The following is a 19653-nucleotide window of genomic DNA, read 5'->3' as shown; positions in this document are numbered from 1 at the left end:
CCGTTTTCCGTTCCGAGACGTGAAGCGCCTTAAGCTCTTCGCTGGAAACGCCCTTACCGGCCCTCACGCCACCACAGCGCGGAGAAGGCGAGCAGAAGGGCGGCAAGCCCGGCAAAACCGGCAAAGAGCGGCAGGGTGTTGACGCCTTTCAGCACCGTCTCGTCGGTCATGCGTATCAGCATGCGATCCTCATCGGCAACCCTGATATCTCCGCGCACGGGCAATATATCGGGCAGCGCGATACGGCCGGAATTATCGGCAACACGGTGCACGCTGCCTCTGGTGGCATCGGCCAGCGGTTTCAGCGTCTCGGTCGTCGAAATCATCGCCTTGAATTCCGGCGCATCCACCGCGCCGACATGGACGAGGGTGGTGAAATCGCCGTTTTTGATCTCGAACAGGCCGGTTTCGTCCATGCGGCGCTCGATCCTGTAAAGACCGGGCTCCGTGCTGGTGAAGGCCATGTTTTCGGTCTTGCCGGAAGGGAAACGCACGCTGGCCTGACCGGGATCGTCGCCGATGGTCTGGCGGGTGATCTGCAAGGTGCGGCCATTGGCGCGCGCCGTCAGCGCCTCTTCCTCAAGCTCGGGTTCCTTCATCAGCCAGTGGGCGATGCGGCGGTAAAGCGCCACATGCGGGCCGCCACCTTCGAAACCGCGCGCCCACAGCCAGCCCTGATCGGACAGCAGCATGGCGACCCGGCCTTCGCCCTGACGGTTCAGCACCAGAAGCGGGTCCTGCCCATCGCCCAGCATCACCGTCTGGCCCTGCGGCGGGTCGACGCTGATGGTGCGGAACCAGCGGCCCCATTGCGGCGGCTCAACGCCAGATCCATCCAGCCCACGAGTTACGGGGTGTTTCTTGCCCGCTTCCGAAAGGCGCGGATAAAAGGCGGCCTGATGCACCTGACCGGTCGGCTGCGCCGGCAGAACGGAGGCGAGCGGCGTCATGGCGATCGAATCCTGACCGGCATGTTCCGGCCCCGCGGCGATCAAGAGCGCGCCGCCCTTTTCGACATATTGGGCGATGTAATCGTAATAGAGGATTGGCAGCACGCCGCGATGCTGGTAACGGTCGAAGATGATGAGGTCGAAATCCTCGATCTTTTCGACAAACAATTCGCGGGTCGGGAAGGCGATCAGCGAGAGTTCGTTGATCGGCGTGCCATCCTGTTTTTCCGGCGGGCGCAGAATGGTGAAATGCACCAGATCGACCGAGGCGTCGGATTTCAGGAGGTTTCGCCAGGCGCGTTCACCGGCATGCGGCTCGCCGGAGACGAGCAGCACGCGCAGGTTCTGGCGGATGCCTTCGATCAGGTGAACGGCGCGGTTATTGGCAGCGGTCACTTCGCCCGGAAGTTCGGCGACGGAAAATTCCATGACATTGTTGCCGCCGCGCGGAACCTTGAAGTTGAAGGGGGTCGGCTGGCCGGGCGTGGCTTGAAGCGTGGCGATCTCCTGCCCGTTCATCTTCACCGTCACTTCCGCCGAACCGCCGCCGGCGGGGCGGCCGTCATCAAACACACGCAGCGTCAGCTGCTGTTCTTCGTTGACGATGCCGAAGCGCGGGGCGCGGACGATCTCGATGCGGCGGTCGAATTCATCGGCCTTGCCGGTGATCAGCCCATGCATGGGCGCGCGGAAGCCGAGCGCCTGTTCGGCATTGGGCAGGGCATTGGGGATATCGTGGATCTGGCCGTCGCTGAGGAAAATCGCGCCGCCGACGCGTGATGGCGAGACATCGGAAACGGCCGAGGAGAGCGCCGAGAAAAGCTGGGTCGAGGGGGAATCGCTCTCCCCATCATCGCGCACTTCCACGATGCGCGGCTCGATGCGCGGGAAGCGGGACAGCCGGTCTTTCAGCGTCTCCAGCGCCGTATCGGTCATTTGCGGCCGGTCCTGCACGTCCTGGCTCTGCGAGCGGTCAACGATGACGGGCACGATGGTGGAAAGTGGCTCGCGCTCCTCCTGCGTCAGAAGCGGATTGGCGATGGCAGCCAGCAAGGCGGCAAGCGCCAGCCCGCGCAGCCATGCGCCGCGCACGCCACGCCACAGGCCGATGAAGGAAAGCGCAAGAGCGGCGACGGCCAGAACGGCGATCACGATCCACGGCAGGAAGGGGGCGAAGGTCAATGTCATGTCACTGCCCCAACCGTTCGAGAAGTGCGGGAACGTGGACCTGATCGGCCTTGTAGTTGCCGGTCAGCATATACATCATGATGTTGACGCCGGAGCGGAAGGCATGTTCGCGCTGCATCTCATCCGGCGGCACCGTTGGCAGAACCGGCGCGCCCTGCGGATCGACGGCCCAGGCGCCGGCGAAATCATTGCCCGTTATCATGATCGGCGTCACGCCATCGCCGGAGGAGGAGAGGCCCGAGGTGGTCTTTGCCGCCCCCTGCCGTGATTCCACCCAGAGCGGGGAGCCGTTGTAACGGCCGGGGAAATTGGTGAGCAGGTAGAAGGAGCGCGTCAGAACGTGGTCTTCCGGCACAGGCTCCAGCGGTGGGATATCGATATTGGCGAGGATCGCCTGCAGGCGTTCGCCGTTAGGGCTGGTCGCACCGGTATCGAGCGAAGAGAACTGGTCGCGTGTATCGAACAGCACGGTGCCGCCGGCGCGCATATAGGCGTCGATGCGTGAGATGGCGGCGCTTGAGGGCATGGGTGCCGTCGCGGAAACCGGCCAGTAGATGATGGGATAGAAGGATAGCTCATCCTTGGAAATATCGAGGCCGACCGGCTGACCGGGCTCCAGTGTCGTGCGCCAGGTCAGGAATTCGCTCAACCCCTGCAAACCCTGCTCGGAAATACGGTCGACATCGTCTTCGCCGGTGCGGACATACGCGAGATGCGTCGTGTCCAGTCGCTCGAAAATCTGCTCGTCGCCGGGTTTGGGGTCGTCGGCGCGGGCGTCGGTTGACGACATGGCGGCAAAGGCGCCAAGCGCCAGAAGCACTGTGGCGGCGGTTGCGCTGCGGGCTTTCGGCAGGCGTGCGAAGGCGCCGTTCATGAAGAGCACGATCAGGCTGTCGGCAATCAACATCAGGAAGGCGGCGATGAACAGAGCAGGGCGCAGCGATTTCGCCGTTTCGCCGATCAGGGCTTCGCTGGTGGTGCTGACACCGGCGGCGGAGGTGTCGAGCGGGCGCAGCGTCGCGCCTGCCGGCAGGAGGTTGAGAGCCACGAAACCATCCTCTGTGCCATAGAGGCCGGGGGGATTGTCGAAACCGGTGCGGGGCGGCTGGCCGGCGCGCATTTCCAGCGGCCGGGCCGTGCCGATTTCGGCTGAAAGCGCGCCTTCGGCCGTCAACAGCCGGAAGGGCGGCAGGGCGGCAGCTGGCGCATTGGCGTTGGCGGAAGCGCCACCCGCCTTCGACAATTGCACGATACGGCGCAGCATATCGACGAAATGGCCAGAGATCGGCAGGTCGGACCAGCTTGCCTCGGCGCTGACATGGAAGAGCACGATGCGGCCCGCCTCGACAGTGCGGGTGGTGACGAGCGGCGTACCATCGGCAAGGCTTGCCCAGGTGCGTTCGGCCAGATCCGGTGTCGGTTCGGCCAGAACCTGACGCTTGACGAGCACGCCGTCGGCCTTCGGCATGCCGGCAAAGGCGCCGAAATTCGGGAAATCGGCAAGCGGCTGCGGTTCGGCCCAGGAGAGCGCGCCGCCAAGCGCGCGTTCGCCCTGTCTGAGTGTTACAGGCACCAGCGGGTCATCGGCCGGGGCTGCGGCAAGGCGCGGTCCGGCAAAACGGATCAGCGTGCCGCCACCGGCAAGCCACCGCTGCATCGGCTCATAGGTTTCCTGCGGCAGACGGCCGATATCGGCCATGACGATGACCGAAGGATTGGATTGCAGGATTTCCGGGATCGCCTGCGCCAGATCGGCCTGCCGCTGCGGAATGAGATCGGCAAATGGCTGGAGCGCGCGGCTGATGTAATAAAGCGGCTGCAGCAGCGGCTGGAAATCATTGCCGGTTTCGCCGGCGAGCAGCGCCACGCGGCGGCGGCGGAAACCGTCATCCAGAAGATGCACCGCACCCGCCGTCGACACGCCTTCGAGGGAGAGGCGGGCGAAATCGTTGCGCAGTTCGAAGGGTGCTTCCACCGTTGCCGTGGTTTCGGCCGCGCCGGGCGCGAAGTTCGCGATACCGTTGGCGAGGATGCGGCCCTGGCTGTCCTGTGCATTGACGGTCAGCCGGGTGGCTTCGGCGGTATCGAGGCGCGACAGTGTGATGCTCATGGCATCGGCATTGTTGGTGGCGCCGGTAATGGCGGCGATCGCCTTGCCGTCGCCCTTCACGATGCGGAATTCGGCGGGGGAGAGGCTGGCAAGCGTTCTCATCGCGCTTTCATCCTGCGCGGTTTGAACGCCATCGGCAATATAGGCAATCGTGCCGGGGGGCGCGCCGTTCAGCGCCTCGGTGATGGCTTCCGCCGTGCGGATACGATCTGGAACGAGCGGCTTCGGCTTTGCTGCGGCGAGCTTTTCCAGTGCAACGGCTGTCGTTCCCGGTACGGCGTCATGCTCCGCATCGGCGGTGAAGCTGATGGAGACGGGGCGGTCTGCCCGTTCCGCGTCGCCGATCAGGGCCTGAGCGGTCGCCACGCGTCTTTCCCAGTCAGGTGCGGAGGCCCAGCTATTGTCGACCACCAGCACCAGCGGGCCGCTGCCGGCAATGCTGTTGTTGCGCGGGTTCACCACCGGATCGGCCAGCGCGAAAATCACCGCGGCGGCAAGCGCCATGCGCAGCAGGGTCAGCCACCACGGACTTTTCGAGGGCGTTTCCTCGCGTTTCAGCACCGTCGCCAATATCTTCAGCGGCGGAAACACTTCCGCCTTGGGGCGCGGCGGGGTGAGCCGCAGCAGCCACCAGATGGCGGGCAGCGCCAAGAGGCCGAAGAGGATATAGGGGCTGGTGAAGACGAAAGGCAATGCGCTCATCTGTGCCCACCGCCTTGCCCACCGCCCTGTGCTGGCGCGCCGGAAAGATACATGTGCATGGCGACGAGCGCCTCGGAAGCGAGATGGTCTGTGCGGTGGAACACGAAGTTCCAGCCGAGACGGCGCAGCGACGAGGACAGCGCCTCACGCCTTGCGAGATAGGCGCGGGTGTAATCCTCGCGAATGGTTTCGGCACGGCCGGACACCAGTTTTTCTCCCGTTTCCGGGTCGGTGAACTCGGTGCGGCCGGAATAGGGGAAGGTCTCTTCGGCCGGATCGGCAATTTCCACCACATGGCCGCGCAGGCCGCGCCGCGCCAGAGGCGAAATCCGCTCCATCACGGCTTTGGCATCATCGAGAAAATCGCCGATGAGGACGATGTCGCTCGCGCCGCGGATCATGCCCGTTTCCGGCATGCCTGTGGTCAGCGGTGCATGCATGATGGCGGCGGCCAGCCGTTCGGCGGCGTTTCTGGCCGAAACCGGCTCCATGATGCCGGGGCAGCCGATGCGCTCGCCCGAGCGCGCCAGGATTTCCGCCAGCGCCAGCATCAGCACCAGCGCCCGGCTTTCCTTGGAGACCGAGCCGAGGGTGGATTTGAACATCATCGACGGCGACATGTCGGCCCAGAGCCAGATGGTGTGGGCGGCTTCCCATTCCCGGTCGCGCACATAGGTATGGTCGTCGCGGGCCGAGCGCCGCCAGTCGATGCGCGACAGGCTTTCGCCTTCGGCATAGGGACGGAACTGCCAGAAATTTTCGCCGATGCCGCGTTTGCGGCGGCCGTGCCAGCCGGCGGTGACGGTGTTGGCGATGCGCTTTGCCTCGACCATGCAGTCCGGCACCAGGGCTGCGCGCTGGCGTGCACGCGCCAGAACTTCGCTACCCGGCGTCTTGTCTACGATCTGGCCGATGGATGCCACATGCAGTCCTTTCGCGAACGTCGCTTCAGTTCTTCGCCTGCTCCACGAGGGCTGCGATGACATCGCGCACCGACATTCCTTCGGCGCGGGCCGCAAAGGTCAGCGCCATGCGGTGTTCCAGCACCGGTTCGGCCAGCGCATGGACATCGTCCAGCGATGGGGCGAGCCGGCCTTCGTAAAGCGCACGGGCGCGGGCCGTCAGCATCAGCGACTGGCCGGCGCGCGGACCCGGACCCCAGACAACGTGTTTGTCGGTCAATTTGTTGCCATGGCCGGGGCGGGCGGAACGGACGAGCGAGAGGATTGCATCCACCACCTTGTCGCTGACCGGCATCTGGCGGATGAGGACCTGGATTTCCATCAGGCGCCCGGCATCGATCACGCCGCGCGCTTCGCCCGAGGCGGTGCCTGTCGTGTCGAGCAGGATCTGGCGTTCGGCGGCAAGCTCGGGATAACCGACATCGACCTGAAGCAGGAAGCGGTCGAGCTGGGCTTCGGGCAGCGGATAGGTGCCTTCCTGCTCCAGCGGGTTCTGGGTGGCGAGAACGTGGAACGGCTTCGGCAGCTCATAGGTCTGGCCGGCCATGGTGATGTGGTATTCCTGCATGGCCTGCAAAAGGGCGGACTGCGTGCGCGGGCTGGCGCGGTTGATTTCGTCGGCCATCAGCAGCTGGCCGAAAATCGGACCCTTGATGAAGCGGAAGGAACGGCGGCCGTTTTCGTCCTGATCCATCACTTCGGAGCCGAGGATGTCCGAGGGCATCAGGTCCGGCGTGAACTGGATGCGGTTGGCGTCGAGACCGAGCACGGTGCCGAGCGTGGTGACGAGCTTGGTCTTGGCGAGGCCGGGAACGCCGACGAGAAGCGCGTGGCCGCCCGAAAGGATGGCGAGAAGCGTGTTCTGCACCACTTTTTCCTGGCCAAAAATGACCTTGGAGACTTCCGTGCGGATGGCCGCGATATCGGAAAGCGCCTTTTCAGCCGCGGCGACGATGGCCTTTTCATCGAGGGTTTCGCCGGTATTCATCACGCCCATGTCGCTCTCCTCATACCTTCGCCGCTGTCACAGTCGCATCCCGGTTTTGCTGGCAGTCGACCGGGACGGATTTTGCGCTGCATATAGCTTATTGCTCTCTTGGCCGCTGACAAGCGCCATTCGAATGACTATGTCGTGACTTAGTATTTCCTTATCGGCAAAGCGAGACTCGAATATGGCAGCGGAGACGATAAATTCGGCTGATGATGCGGCCGGGCTTGCGGCGATGATTTCCCGCGCCGCCGAACAGACCGGCGACGCCAAACGTGGGCCGGCCCCGGTGGAACGCTGGAATCCGCCCTTTTGCGGCGATCTCGACATGGAAATCCGCGCCGATGGCACCTGGTTCTACCTCGGCACCCCCATCGGCAGGGCGCCGCTGGTGCGGCTGTTTTCCACGGTTCTGCGAAAGGATGAGGACGGCAAGACCTATCTCGTAACTCCTGTGGAAAAAGTCGGCATCCGCGTCGTGGACGCGCCTTTCGTCGCCGTGGAAATGAAGCTGACGGCGGGTGAGGATGATAGCGAGCCGCTGCTGACCTTCCGCACCAATGTCGGCGATGTGGTGGAGGCGGGGCCGGAGCATCCGCTGCGGTTCGAGGTTTTCGGTGAGAACCGGGAATTGAAGCCCTATCTTCTGGTGCGCGGCAGGCTGGAAGCGCTCGTGTCGCGGGCGGTGATGTATGATCTCGTCGCACTTGGCGAGGTGATCGACGTGGAGGGCGTCGACATGTTCGCCGTGCGCTCGGGCGGGGTGACTTTTCCGGTGATGCCCGCCAAGGAACTGGAACGGCTTTCGCAATGACGACAACGGCATTCAAGACTTTTACCGCCGCCGATTTCCGCTGCCGGGTGCTGCAGGAAGGCGAGGGCGTGGCGGAACGGGAGCATGGCGACCATGTGCTCAATCCGGGCGTGGTGCTGTCTGGAAACGGCATCAGGCTGAAGGACGCCGCCGTGCTGGTGCCGGTCATCGACGACGGCAACGATGCGCGGGTGATCTTCACCCAGCGTACGGCCACCCTGCGCAAACATTCCGGCCAGATTTCATTTCCGGGCGGCGGCATCGATGCCGAGGACCGCACGCCGGAAGAGGCGGCGCTGCGCGAGACGGAAGAGGAAATCGGCCTTTCCAGGTCCTTCGTGGAAACGGTCGGGCGCCTGCCGGACTATATTTCCGGGACGGGTTTTCGCATCAAGCCGGTGCTGTCCATCGTTCGGCCCGGCTTCGACCTGACGCTCAATCCAACCGAAGTGGATGAGGTTTTCGAAGTGCCGCTGTCCTTTCTGATGGACCCGGCCAATCACGGGCGCGGCAGCCGCATCTTTCAGGGGAAGGAGCGGTTTTTCTATGAAATGCCCTATGGCGAACGTTACATTTGGGGCATTACGGCGGGCATCGTCAGGACGATTTACGAGAGGTTTTATTCATGAGCAGCCTTGCCGGGCGGGACTGGTTTCAAAAACCGGCGCTCAAGCGCATCTTTACGCTTCTGAATGCCGATGGCGGCGAGGTGCGGATCGTTGGCGGCGCGGTGCGCAATGCGCTGATGGACCTGCCGGTCGTCGATGTCGACATGGCGACGACGCTAACCCCTGATTTGGTTGTTGCGCGGGCCAAGGCTGCGGGCATCAAGGCGGTGCCGACCGGCATCGAACACGGCACGGTAACGCTGGTGATCGATGGCGAAGGTTTCGAGGTGACGACGTTGCGCCGCGATGTCGAAACCAATGGCCGCCACGCACAGGTGGCCTTCGGCACCGACTGGCAGGCCGATGCCGAGCGGCGAGACCTCACCATCAATGCTCTTTATGCCGATGAAAAGGGCGAGATCATCGACCTTATCGATGGTCTTCCCGATATCGAGACCGGCACGGTGCGCTTCATCGGCGATGCGGCGATGCGGATTTCGGAAGATTACCTGCGGATTCTCCGGTTTTTCCGCTTTTTCGCCCATTACGGCTCCGGCCGCCCGGATGCGGACGGCTTGCGGGCAAGCGCGCGGGCCAAGGACAAGCTGGGCACACTTTCGGCCGAGCGGGTCTGGAGCGAACTGAAAAAGCTGCTTGCCGCCCGCGATCCTTCCCGCGCCCTGCTCTGGATGCGGCAATCGGGCGTTCTGGCGGAAATTCTTCCCGAGACGGAAAAATGGGGCATCGACGCCATTCACGGGCTGGTGGCGACGGAGCAGGCTCTCGGCTGGGCGGTGGACCCGATGCTGCGGCTTGCCGCCATCGTGCCGCCGGACAGGGACAGGTTGGCTGCCCTTGCCGCGCGCCTCCGGCTGTCGAAAGCCGAAGCGGCTTATCTTGCCCATTGGGCTTCGGCTCCGGCGGCTGATCCGGAGTTGAAGGAGACGGCGCTCGACCGGCTGCTTTATCGTCAGGGCGTCGAGGGCGTGAAGACGCGGCTGAAACTGGCGCTTGCTTCGGCCCGTGCCGATCTTTCTGCCGGCGACACGGCCATGCAGAAAGTGGCGCGGCTTTCGACTTTGCTGGCGCGGGCGGAAAAATTCCACAAACCGGGCTTTCCGCTCAGCGGTGCGGATGTGATGGCAGCGGGCGTCGAGGCCGGCCCGAAGGTGGGCGAAGTGCTGAAAATCCTTGAGGAAAAGTGGATCGACGTCAATTTCTCGCTCGACCGGGCAGCATTGACCGCCCGGTTGAAGGATATGCTGGAAAATTGAGGTCAGCGACGGCGGCGTTGCGGCTCAGGCCGCATTTGCCTCGTCGCGAATGCGGGATTTGATGTTTTCGATCATGTTCTCGCGGATGACGGTTTCGCCGTGCGCCGATCGCATATGTTCCACGGTGCGACGCACAACTTCCGCGTCGTCATCTGCGCGCGTGTGCCAGGCACAGCCGGGCACGAGTGTTCCACATTCAAACAGTCTCATGGTCTTGCCTCCCTGTTTTAGAGCGCCATGCATCCGTTCGGACGCATAAAGGACGCTCTAACATTTTGAGTCTGCACATTCTCCCTGTCGAAAACCGGAATCTATTTTCGACAGGGAGAATGTGCGAGAGTGAGGGACAGCAATTCAATTGCCTGCTGTCCCTCCGACAAGAAACGAATGTTCACCGCTTATGTTCCAGAGCGGCGTCCTTCGACCTTATTCAGGCCCCTATTCGGGCATCGCCCAGCACTGGAAAACAGAGGATGTGCCGGCTGCCGGAATTTTTGTACGAGGCATTTCGTCGTTGTCCGCCCGCTTCACCGTTTTTCCGGCCAGCGTGCGTTTTACCTGTTCGACATAAAAGGAATGCGGCAGTTCGCGATCACCCGTGGCACGCATTTCCGCTGCCAGGCGATCGATCAAATCAGGGGTATCAATGGAATGCTGGGCTTCCTCGGGGGAAGCAGAGATAGGCATGCTGTTCGAAGTAATCATGACGATAGCTCCTCCAGTACGTCTGCGAGGAGGAGACTATCATTGCCTTGATTTTTCCATAAGTCCTAATTTGCGCTATTTGCGACCAAATGGCTGATGAGCGTCAAATTTACGTGAGGTTTTTTAAGGCCAGCGCACCACCGGCGGTAGAGAGGAGAGAATCGATTCGACATTGCCGCCGGTCTTGAGGCCGAAGATCGTGCCGCGATCATAAAGCAGGTTGAATTCCACATAGCGGCCGCGGCGGATGAGCTGCTCGTCACGGTCCTCTTCCGTCCAGTTCTGGTTGAAATTGGCGCGGACGATTTTCGGATAGACCAGATTGAAGGCGCGGCCGACATCCTGCACGAAGGCGAAATTGGCGTCCCAGCCGCCTTTCTCTTCTTCGGGATGCAACCAGTCAAAGAAGATGCCGCCGGTGCCGCGCGGCTCGTTGCGGTGTTTCAGGAAGAAATAGTCGTCGCACCATGTCTTGTAGCGCGGATAATCGGCGACCGGATGGCGGTTGCAGGTGATCTGGAAGGCGCGGTGGAAAAGCTGGGTGTCCGGGTCCTGTTCATCACGTCTGCGCCCCAGCACCGGCGTCAGATCCGCGCCGCCGCCGAACCAGTGGCTGGTGGTGACGACCATGCGGGTGTTCATGTGCACGGCCGGCACATTGGGATTGACGGGATGGGCGATCAGCGAGAGGCCGGAGGCCCAGAAACGCGGGTCTTCTTCCGCACCCGGTATCTGCTTGCGGAATTCCGGCGAGAATTCGCCATAGACGGTGGAGGTGTGGACGCCGACCTTTTCGAAGACGCGGCCTCCCATCATTGACATCCTGCCGCCGCCGCCTTCGCCATTGTCGCGCAGCCAGTCTTTCTGGACGAAACGGCCCGGCTCCTGGTCGGAAAGAGGGCCGGTCAGGTCGTTTTCGAGGGTCTCGAAGGAGGCGACGATGGTATCGCGAAGATGCTGGAACCAGGCTTGGGCAAGGGCCTTCTTGTCCTCGATGTCGTCGGGCAAGCCCTTCGGCAAGATTGGCCGTTCCATGCGTATTCTCCTTAGGTGAAGTCGATTCCCTGTCGCGTCTAGCAGGTGCAGGCCCCGCGCACAAATTCGACTCGCCAAGTTCACATGCGGGCACTATCTTTATCGATGTAGGTGCCAGAGGTGAATATCATGACGAAATTTACCGGACCGCCGCCCCTGGACGGGCTGAAGCGCAGGATCGCCAATCACCGCAAGGCGCGTGAAGGCTCGGGCGAGGACAAGACGCGCAATGGCATGTTCGTGCGGCAAACCTTCTGTCTCGGGCGCGAGGAAGCCCGCGCCAAGGCGCGCGAATGGTTCGACAGCTTTCCGAAAGCGGCCTACTGGACGGAAGTGGAAAGCTGGCGACAGCTGGAAGGCGACCGCATCGAATTCACCATGCGGCGGCTTCCTTCGGCCGATTGAAGTTTAGGGCGTTTTGCCTTTCCGAACGGAACCGGGACCGCTTTTCCTTGAAAATGCTTTCAGGCGCGGGGCTCGGCATAACGCAGGCGGCTTTCGATCAGCACGCCGCTTTCATCCAGAATGGGATGCGCCACCGTGACGATATGGGCGTTGATGCGCTTCAGATCCCGCAGCATGTCGAGATGCAGCGAGCTGGTCTGCATGCTTTCCGCAAGCCCGTCGCGCAGGCGCTCGAGATGGCGGTTGGAAGACTGTTTTTCGAGGCGGCGTATATCCACCTTGCTTTCCATCAGCCGGCGGGCAAGATCGAAATCGCCGGTCACCAGAATGCTCTGGGCGGCACGCAGGTTCTCGATGGTCATGTCGAACAGGGTCTTCAGCTCCTCATAACCGTCGTCGGAAAATTTGAAGCTGTTCAGCACCTTCTTGCGAATCTGCTCGCAAATGCCCTTTTCGATGATGTCGCCGATATGTTCGAGGTTGATGGCATAATCGATGATGGCGATTGAACGGCGCGCTTCCTCGTCGGTTAGCCCCTTGCGCCCCAGCTGCGACAGATAGACCTTCACCTCCTGCTGACGGCGATCGACCTTGTTTTCAAGCAGGGAAACTTCCTGAAGCGGTGCCAGATCATTGTGCTTGAAGGCGTTTTCGGCGCGGATCAGCATGCGCTCGATGCTGTCGCCGACGCTCAAGACCTCGCGGGTGGCGTTGGCGAGCGCCACGACCGGCATGTCCAGCGCCTGCTGGTCGAGGAAATTCGGGCCGTCTTCGGCTTTCGGATCGCCCGGCACCAACTTTGTCATCAGATCGGATATCAGGCCGGAGAAGGGCCAGGCCAGCGCCGCGAGGATGACATTGAAGATCAGGTGGGCGTCTACCGGCAGTTTGGCCGGCGAAATCGGCAATTGCTGCAGAAGCGTCGCGCCATAGGAGGCGAGCGGCAGGGCGATGAGGCAGCCGATGGTGCGCACGAGGAGGTTGCCGATGGTGATGCGCCGCGCCGAGGCGGGGCCGGACAGGGTGGCGATGACGGGCGGAATGGCCCCGCCGAGATTGGCGCCGAGAATGAGAACGATGATGAGGCCGGCCGACAGCGTGCCGGTGGCCGCCAGCGACAGGATCAGCACGACAACGGCGAGGCTGGAGGAGGAGACGAAGGCCAGCACGGCGGAGAAGATCAGCGCCACAGGCCATGCGCCATCCAGCAGGCCGATGAAGACGCCGAGAGCGGGCGAAGCGCGCATCGGTTCGGTCGCACCGCTCAGCAGATGCAGGGACAGAAGCATCAGGCCGATGCCGATCAAGGCGGTTCCGCCGCCCTGTCTGGCATTGGAACTGCCCTTTTTAAAAATAATGCCCGCAAGGATCAGAAGAGGCGACAGCCATTCCACGCCGGCGGCCACGATCCAGGCGGTGACGGCGGTGCCGACATTGGCGCCAAGCAGCACCACCTGCGCCATACGCGGTTTGATGAGGTCACGCTCGGCGAAGGAAGTGACGGTCAGTGCCGTCGCCGTCGAGCTTTGCAGCGCGACGGTGGCAAAGAAGCCGGAAAAGAACGAACGCGGGCCGTTCTGGGTGCCGGTCGCCAGCACGCTTCGGAGTTTCATGCCGAAGGCGCGGGTGACCCCGTCCTTCACCTGGGCAAGGCCGAAGAGCAGCAGCGCGACTGCGCCGAGAAGGTTGACGATGACAATGGTGGATTGCATGCTACGTCTCCTCACACCCGCCGGCGGACGGTTCCGGCGAGGGTGATTTTTGTTGTCCGGCTAATGAGTATAGGAGCCTGAACGCCTTCGGTACAGGCCGGGTTGCGACAGTTTTGAAGCAAAAACGGTCAATATTTGTATTTGCCCGAAAAAATGGCGTTAAAAAGGGCGCTCAGGCCCATGCGGTCTGACGCAAAGCCTCGCCGGTGATCATCGCCGCCGACATGGCGACGTTGATTGAACGCTGTCCCGCCACCATCGGTATGATGATTCGCTCCTGCGCCTTCTCATGCACGTGGTCGGGTACACCCGCACTTTCACGGCCGAAAAGCAGGATATCGTCCTCGCGATAGGCAATTTGCGTATAGGGCAGGGCGGCCTTGGTCGAGGCGAGAACGAGGCGGCGGCCCGTGGTTGCGCGCCATTCCTCAAAACGGTCCCAGCTGACATGGCGTGTCAGCGCCGCCGCCGCGATATAATCCATGCCCGCCCGTTTCAGGTTACGGTCGGAAATATCGAAGCCGGCCGGCTCGATGATGTCGACGCCAAGGCCAAGACAGGCGGCCAGCCGCAGGATCGTGCCGGTATTGCCGGGAATATCGGGCTGGTAAAGGGCGATCCTGATATTGGGCCCGATTTCAGGCTTGATGTCGGACATGGTCTTCCCGTCGCGGTTGGAGTGCTGGAGCGATTAGCACGGGCGGATGGCCTGTGACAGATGCAGCATGAAAAGTCGGTCTCGAAGAGCTCCGTATTCATTCGCATGACACACAGGCAGGCTACCCATTAACCAATGGGTCGTCAGGCCGTCCGAACGCCGGCATGGGTTGCGACGGCGCGCTTTCAGGCCGGATATTCTGTGCCGCAAAACAGGAAGATATCATGTCCGAACGGGTGAATTTCGTCCATTTGACCGATCTGCATGTGGGCAATCCGCAGGTGCAGGATGATGATCTTTATTCCGATACGTCGACGAGGCTCGCCGACACGCTGGCGCAGATCAAGGCGCTGGAGCCGGCGCCCGAATTCATCGTGGTCAGCGGCGATCTGACCAACAGGGGCGATGCCGGCAGCTACGAGGAGCTCAAGCGTCTGCTGGACGCGGCGGAACTTGATGTGCCTGTGCTCTTCGCGCTTGGCAATCATGACCGCCGTGATGGTTTTTATCCTGTCATGCTCGACCGTAACGAGGAGCTGGACGCACCCTACGACCATGCCGCGGTGATTGCCGGCCTCCATGTCATCGTGATGGATACCAGCGTTCCGGGCAAGGTCGGCGGCGCTTTCGAGCCGGGCCAGATCGAATGGCTGGAAGAGGAGCTCGAAAACCATCCCGACCTGCCGAAGCTTCTGGTGATGCACCATGCGCCGGCGCTCGATTTCGACCGTCCCGATGCGGAGTGGGAATCCCTGTCTTTCGACGATACCGAGGCCCTCGACGAGGTGCTGTTCGAGCATGATGTCATCGGTATTCTTGCGGGCCATATCCACTACGACCGCATGTCGCACTGGCAGGGTATTCCCGTCGTCGTCGGCATCGGCCAACATTTCGCCACCGATCCCCTGTGGCTGCATGCGGGCGTGCGCATGTTGTCGGGTGCATCCTTCGCCATCGGCACGGTGCGGGATACGGGCCTGACCGTCACTTTCGCGCCTCAGCCCAGCGACCGCCGGGAACTCAAACGTCATACGCAGGCGGATATGGCCGAGCTGGTTGCGGAATATGAAGGTGAGCAGTCACAGGATGATGCCGAGTAAGGCGATACATTCAAGGCCGGTGATGGGTGGAAACCTCTGCGGGTAAATCCACCCATTTTGCGATGTTCGCCACAATCGGGAGTTTTCTGGCGCATCCTGGTCTTTCCGACTGGTCAACGATTAATTTTTGCGCTACAAGGCCACATCTTCAACACCAGCTCAGGGAGGTTATCATGGATATTTACGTTCGCTTTCGCCTCCCGGCCCCAGTAGTGCCGCTGCTGGCCTAGGTGTTACTCCGCGGTTCGCCCGCGTTTCCCATTTCTCGATTCGTCATGTGGCTGTCACGGCCATATCCAAAGACTTTTCCGTTCCGTCGTGAGCCATATTTGTGTCCGCTCACCATGTCACGATGGAGCGATTGATTGCCGGAGCTTGGCCTATGTTTGGCTGGTTTGAAAAACGCCTCGATCCTTTTCCCTCTTCGACGCCGTCCGTGCCGCCGAAGACGCTTTTGCCGTTCCTGTGGCACTATGTGAAGCCGGCATGGCCCTGGCTGCTGCTGCTTGGCCTGATGTCCATGGGCATCGCCGTTGCGGAAGCCATGCTCTACAAATTCCTCGGCAATATCGTCGACTGGCTGTCCACGGCCAATCGCGAGACGTTTTTTGCCGATGAGGGCTGGCATCTGATTGTCATGGCCGGACTGGTGCTCTTCGTGCTGCCGCTGATGGGCGCGATCCACACCATGACGATGCACCAGACGCTTGCCGGCAATTTCGGCATGATTGCGCGCTGGAAGATGCACCGTTTCCTGCTGCGTCATTCCATGAACTTTTTCGCCAACGAATTTGCGGGCCGGGTTTCGACCAAGGTGATGCAGACGGCGCTGGCGATCCGCGAAGTGGCGCTGAAGGTCATCGACGTCTTCGTCTATGCGATCAGCTTCGTTGTCTCGATGCTGTTCATGGTCGCGGCTGCGGACTGGCGGCTGGTTATTCCGCTGCTGGTCTGGCTCGGTATCTATATGGGCATCCTTGCCTATTTCGTTCCGAAGCTCGGCCGGCTGGCGCAGGAGCAGGCGGATGCGCGTTCGATGATGACGGGCCGCATCGTCGACAGCTACACCAATATCTCGACGATCAAGCTGTTTTCCCATGCGGGCCGCGAGGAGAGATATGCGCGTGAGGGCATGAATGTGTTTCTCGGAACCGTTCATCGCCAGATGCGCAAGATTTCCGGCTTCAACATCTTGATCGACCTCAACAATGCCGTGGTGCTGTTTTCCACGGCCGCGCTCGGTCTTTATTTCTGGATGCAGGGTTCGGTCACCGCCGGTTCGGTGGCCATCGCCATCAGCCTTGCCATGCGCGTCAACGGCATGTCGCAGTGGATCATGTGGGAAGTCACCTCGCTGTTCGAAAATATCGGCACGGTCTATGACGGCATGTCGATGATGACGAAGCCGCACGATATCGTCGATGTCGCCAAGGCACCGCAGCTTGCGGCACCGCAGGGCGCCATCCGTTATGACAACGTCCGTTTCCACTATGGCAAGAACAAGGGCGTGATTGACGGGCTGACGCTTGATATCAAGCCGGGCGAGAAGGTCGGTCTGGTCGGGCGTTCGGGCGCGGGCAAGACGACGCTGATGAACCTGCTGCTGCGCTTCTACGATCTGGAAGCGGGCAGGATCACCATCGACGGGCAGGACATTTCCAAGGTGTCGCAGGACAGCCTGCGCGAGCTGATCGGCGTCGTGACGCAGGATACGTCGCTGCTGCACCGTTCGATCCGCGACAACATCGCCTATGGTCATCCCGAGGCCACGGACGAGCAGGTGATCGCGGCGGCGAAGCGGGCGAATGCCTGGGACTTCATCGAAACGCTTGTCGACATGCATGGCCGTCAGGGCCTCGATGCGCAGGTCGGCGAACGCGGCGTGAAGCTTTCCGGCGGCCAGCGCCAGCGCATCGCGATTGCCCGTGTGTTCCTCAAGAATGCGCCGATTCTGGTGCTGGACGAAGCGACCTCGGCGCTCGACAGTGAAGTCGAGGCGGCGATCCAGGAAAACCTGTTCTCGCTGATGGAAGGCAAGACCGTGATCGCGATCGCCCACCGCCTTTCGACGCTGACAGAGATGGACCGGCTCATCATCCTCGACAAGGGCCAGATCGTCGAGGCCGGCAGCCATGCGGAACTGGTGGCGATGGGCGGCATTTATGCCGATTTGTGGCGGCGCCAGTCCGGCGGCTTCATTGCCGACCATGAGGCCGATGTGGCTGCGGAATAAGGATAGTGTGAGGGCGGGGGTATTCCCCGCCCTTTTCGTTAAGGGGTTAAAGCCTCTTTCCGTCATGCCGGCCTTGAGCCGGCATCCAGCCATGGCGCGTCTGCGCCGTGAGAAGAATCTTTTGCGATCAAAGACTTGATCACGCTGGACCCCGGATCCAGTCCGGGGTGACGGTGTGAGGATGCTGCCGATGCGTAAAATATCGATAGGTTGATTTAAGGACGGGGAACATTTCCCGCCCTTTCTCATTCCCCCAACGTTACCGAAATATAATCTCTTCCCCAAGGCTCGGCGGCTGTTCCCCCAACGGGAATCCGCCTATATCCGGATTATGGTCATTACGCGCATCTTCGAGTTCTTCGAGAACTGGATCAAGCCCTTCGCCCGAAAGGACGATCTGCGGCCGCCTGAAAACACATTCGCCTTCATCTGGTTCTATATTTCTCAGGCCAAGGCACCGTTTTTCGCGATGCTGGTGCTGGGTGGGCTGACGGCGGCCATTGAGGCGGCGCTGTTCTGGTTCGTCGGGCGGCTGGTGGATATTCTTTCGACCGTGAAGCCGGATGAAGGCTGGGCCGGCCTGCTTGCCGCCCATGGCGGCGAACTGGTCGGCATGCTGGTTTTGATCGGCGTTGTGCGTTTCATTGTCACGATGATCACCGCGCTGGTGGACCAGCAGATCATTACACCCGGTTTTTACAATCTGGTGCGCTGGCAATCCTACATGCATGTTGCGCGGCAATCGCTGACCTTCTTTCAGAACGATTTTTCCGGTCGCATCGTCACCAAGGTCTGGTCGGGCGGGCAGGCGGCGGGTGATCTCGTCACCTCGCTGATGGAAAGCGTCTGGTTCGTCGGAATTTATTCCGTCTCGATGCTGTTTCTGATCGGTGGGCTGGACTGGCGGCTTGCGGTTGTCGTGCTTGTCTGGGTGCTGATCTTTTCGGCGCTGGCGCGTTATTTCGTGCCGCGCATTCGCTACCATTCGAAAGAGACGGCGGAAGCCGCCTCCATGCTCTCCGGCCGCATGGTGGACGCCTACAGCAATATCCAGACGCTCAGGCTGTTCGGGCGCGACGACGCCAATGACCGCTATATGCGGCAGGGATTCGATATTTTCCAGAACGCCACCATGACGTTTACGCGGTTCATCACCGGCGTGCGCGCCTCCATGGCGCTGCTGTCGGGCGTGATGATCACGTCAATGGCCGCGCTCTGCATCGACCTGTGGCTGTCCGGCAGGATCAGTTCCGGTGCGGTTGCCTTTACGCTGGCTCTGGTGCTGCGCCTCAACTTCCTGCTCGGGCGGTTGATGACGCAGTTCAACGGCATCATGCGCAATTTCGGCACGGTGCAGAATGCCGCGGAACTGATTTCGCAACCGATCGGTCTCGTCGACGCGCCCGATGCGACGGTGCTGGAAGTGAAGAAGCCGAGCATTCGCTTTGAGAATGTCAGCTTCCATTACGGGCGGGCGAATGGCGTCATCGATCATCTCAATCTCGATATCAAGGCTGGAGAAAAGGTCGGCATCGTCGGGCGCTCCGGCGCTGGAAAATCTACCCTCGTCAACCTGATCCTGCGGTTTTACGATGTCGAGAAAGGCCGCATCCTGATTGACGGGCAGGATATCGCCAGGGTGACGCAGGAATCGCTGCGCGCCCATATTGGCATGGTCACGCAGGATACGTCGCTGCTGCACCGTTCCATCCGCGACAACATCATGTTCGGCCGCACCGACGCCACCGAAGCGCAATTGCTGGAGGCGACGCGCCGGGCAAAGGCGGATGATTTCATCGCCAGGCTGGTGGACCAGCGTGGCCGCGTGGGCTTCGACGCGCATGTCGGCGAGCGCGGGGTGAAATTGTCCGGCGGCCAGCGGCAGCGCATCGCCATCGCCCGCGTGATGCTGAAGGACGCGCCGATTCTCGTGCTCGACGAGGCAACCTCGGCACTCGATTCGGAGGTGGAAGCCGCGATCCAGAGCAATCTGGACGAGTTGATGCATGGCAAGACGGTGCTGGCCATCGCCCACCGGCTATCGACGATTGCCGCTCTCGACCGGCTGATCGTGATGGATCAGGGCCGGATCGTCGAACAGGGCAACCACTCCGATCTGGTCTCGAAGGGCGGTCTATATTCGGAGCTTTGGGCACGGCAGTCGGGCGGTTTTCTTGCCGCCGATGAGGCCGCCCAATAAGCCCGGCGA

16 protein-coding genes are annotated in these 19653 nt (G+C 61.7%); 7 read left to right on the top strand and 9 right to left on the bottom strand.

Going from position 1 to position 19653, the window contains the following annotated elements; all coding sequences use genetic code 11:
• Positions 1 to 53: 53 nt before the first annotated feature.
• Genes AC1ROR_RS08710 through AC1ROR_RS08695 form a run of 4 tightly spaced genes read right to left on the bottom strand, consistent with a single transcriptional unit; the run spans position 54 to position 6909 of the window.
• Positions 54 to 2138, bottom strand: a complete 2085-nt coding sequence (locus tag AC1ROR_RS08710) for a hypothetical protein (RefSeq protein WP_498589141.1) — start codon at positions 2136 to 2138, stop codon at positions 54 to 56.
• 1 nt (position 2139) lies between these two features.
• Positions 2140 to 4950: a DUF4159 domain-containing protein gene (locus tag AC1ROR_RS08705; protein ID WP_498589140.1), complete on the bottom strand. Its 2811-nt coding sequence runs from the start codon at positions 4948 to 4950 to the stop codon at positions 2140 to 2142.
• The gene (locus AC1ROR_RS08700) at positions 4947 to 5873 is read right to left on the bottom strand and encodes a DUF58 domain-containing protein (protein WP_003523086.1); all 927 of its coding nucleotides are present in this window, start codon (positions 5871 to 5873) and stop codon (positions 4947 to 4949) included. Before AC1ROR_RS08700 ends, AC1ROR_RS08705 begins: the two co-directional genes overlap by 4 nt.
• A gap of 25 nt (positions 5874 to 5898) precedes the next feature.
• Complete coding sequence (locus AC1ROR_RS08695) at positions 5899 to 6909, bottom strand: AAA family ATPase (protein WP_498589139.1); 1011 nt, start codon at positions 6907 to 6909, stop codon at positions 5899 to 5901.
• A gap of 175 nt (positions 6910 to 7084) precedes the next feature.
• Between AC1ROR_RS08695 and AC1ROR_RS08690 the strand changes: the two genes are divergently transcribed.
• The 3 genes from AC1ROR_RS08690 to AC1ROR_RS08680 are packed head-to-tail and all read left to right on the top strand — an operon-like array spanning position 7085 to position 9596.
• Positions 7085 to 7714 carry a DUF1285 domain-containing protein gene (locus AC1ROR_RS08690; protein WP_498589138.1) on the top strand — a complete coding sequence of 210 codons (630 nt, stop codon included), beginning with the start codon at positions 7085 to 7087 and terminating at the stop codon, positions 7712 to 7714.
• A complete protein-coding gene (locus AC1ROR_RS08685; protein ID WP_003523089.1) occupies positions 7711 to 8343 on the top strand; it encodes an NUDIX hydrolase in 633 nt (210 codons plus the stop codon). The genes AC1ROR_RS08690 and AC1ROR_RS08685 overlap by 4 nt, the downstream gene beginning before the upstream one ends.
• On the top strand, positions 8340 to 9596 hold the full coding sequence (locus tag AC1ROR_RS08680; protein ID WP_498589137.1) for a CCA tRNA nucleotidyltransferase: 1257 nt from the start codon (positions 8340 to 8342) through the stop codon (positions 9594 to 9596). The genes AC1ROR_RS08685 and AC1ROR_RS08680 overlap by 4 nt, the downstream gene beginning before the upstream one ends.
• 24 nt (positions 9597 to 9620) lie before the next feature.
• On the opposite strand, the gene AC1ROR_RS08675 is transcribed toward AC1ROR_RS08680, so the two are convergent.
• The 3 genes from AC1ROR_RS08675 to hemF form a co-directional block, all read right to left on the bottom strand.
• Entirely contained in the window at positions 9621 to 9806 is a 186-nt protein-coding gene (locus AC1ROR_RS08675; protein WP_003523091.1) for a DUF1059 domain-containing protein, read from the bottom strand.
• A 228-nt stretch (positions 9807 to 10034) separates the two neighbouring features.
• Complete coding sequence (locus tag AC1ROR_RS08670; protein WP_003523092.1) at positions 10035 to 10301, bottom strand: hypothetical protein; 267 nt, start codon at positions 10299 to 10301, stop codon at positions 10035 to 10037.
• Positions 10302 to 10424: 123 nt separating this feature from the next.
• On the bottom strand, positions 10425 to 11336 hold the full coding sequence (gene hemF, locus AC1ROR_RS08665) for an oxygen-dependent coproporphyrinogen oxidase (RefSeq protein WP_498589136.1): 912 nt from the start codon (positions 11334 to 11336) through the stop codon (positions 10425 to 10427).
• 129 nt (positions 11337 to 11465) lie between these two features.
• On the opposite strand from hemF, the gene AC1ROR_RS08660 reads away from it, so the two are divergent.
• A complete protein-coding gene (locus AC1ROR_RS08660) occupies positions 11466 to 11741 on the top strand; it encodes a hypothetical protein (protein ID WP_035220181.1) in 276 nt (91 codons plus the stop codon).
• A 59-nt stretch (positions 11742 to 11800) separates the two neighbouring features.
• On the opposite strand, the gene AC1ROR_RS08655 is transcribed toward AC1ROR_RS08660, so the two are convergent.
• Entirely contained in the window at positions 11801 to 13453 is a 1653-nt protein-coding gene (locus AC1ROR_RS08655) for a Na/Pi cotransporter family protein (protein ID WP_035220186.1), read from the bottom strand.
• A 172-nt stretch (positions 13454 to 13625) separates the two neighbouring features.
• Positions 13626 to 14111, bottom strand: a complete 486-nt coding sequence (locus tag AC1ROR_RS08650; RefSeq protein WP_498589135.1) for a tRNA (cytidine(34)-2'-O)-methyltransferase — start codon at positions 14109 to 14111, stop codon at positions 13626 to 13628.
• Between the two features lie 224 nt (positions 14112 to 14335).
• Between AC1ROR_RS08650 and AC1ROR_RS08645 the strand changes: the two genes are divergently transcribed.
• From AC1ROR_RS08645 to AC1ROR_RS08635, 3 genes are all read left to right on the top strand, one after another.
• Complete coding sequence (locus AC1ROR_RS08645; protein ID WP_498589134.1) at positions 14336 to 15211, top strand: phosphodiesterase; 876 nt, start codon at positions 14336 to 14338, stop codon at positions 15209 to 15211.
• A 382-nt stretch (positions 15212 to 15593) separates the two neighbouring features.
• Positions 15594 to 17444 (top strand): ABC transporter ATP-binding protein, encoded by a 1851-nt coding sequence (locus AC1ROR_RS08640; protein ID WP_498589133.1) that lies wholly within the window; start codon positions 15594 to 15596, stop codon positions 17442 to 17444.
• 331 nt (positions 17445 to 17775) lie between these two features.
• A complete protein-coding gene (locus tag AC1ROR_RS08635) occupies positions 17776 to 19644 on the top strand; it encodes an ABC transporter ATP-binding protein (RefSeq protein WP_498589132.1) in 1869 nt (622 codons plus the stop codon).
• The last annotated feature ends 9 nt before the right edge of the window (positions 19645 to 19653 follow it).

The sequence above is a fragment of the Agrobacterium sp. GW821-FHT14E08 genome (assembly GCF_058803865.1).
The sequence above is the reverse complement of the archived record's forward strand: the minus strand, read 5'-3'. Positions and strand labels throughout refer to the sequence as shown.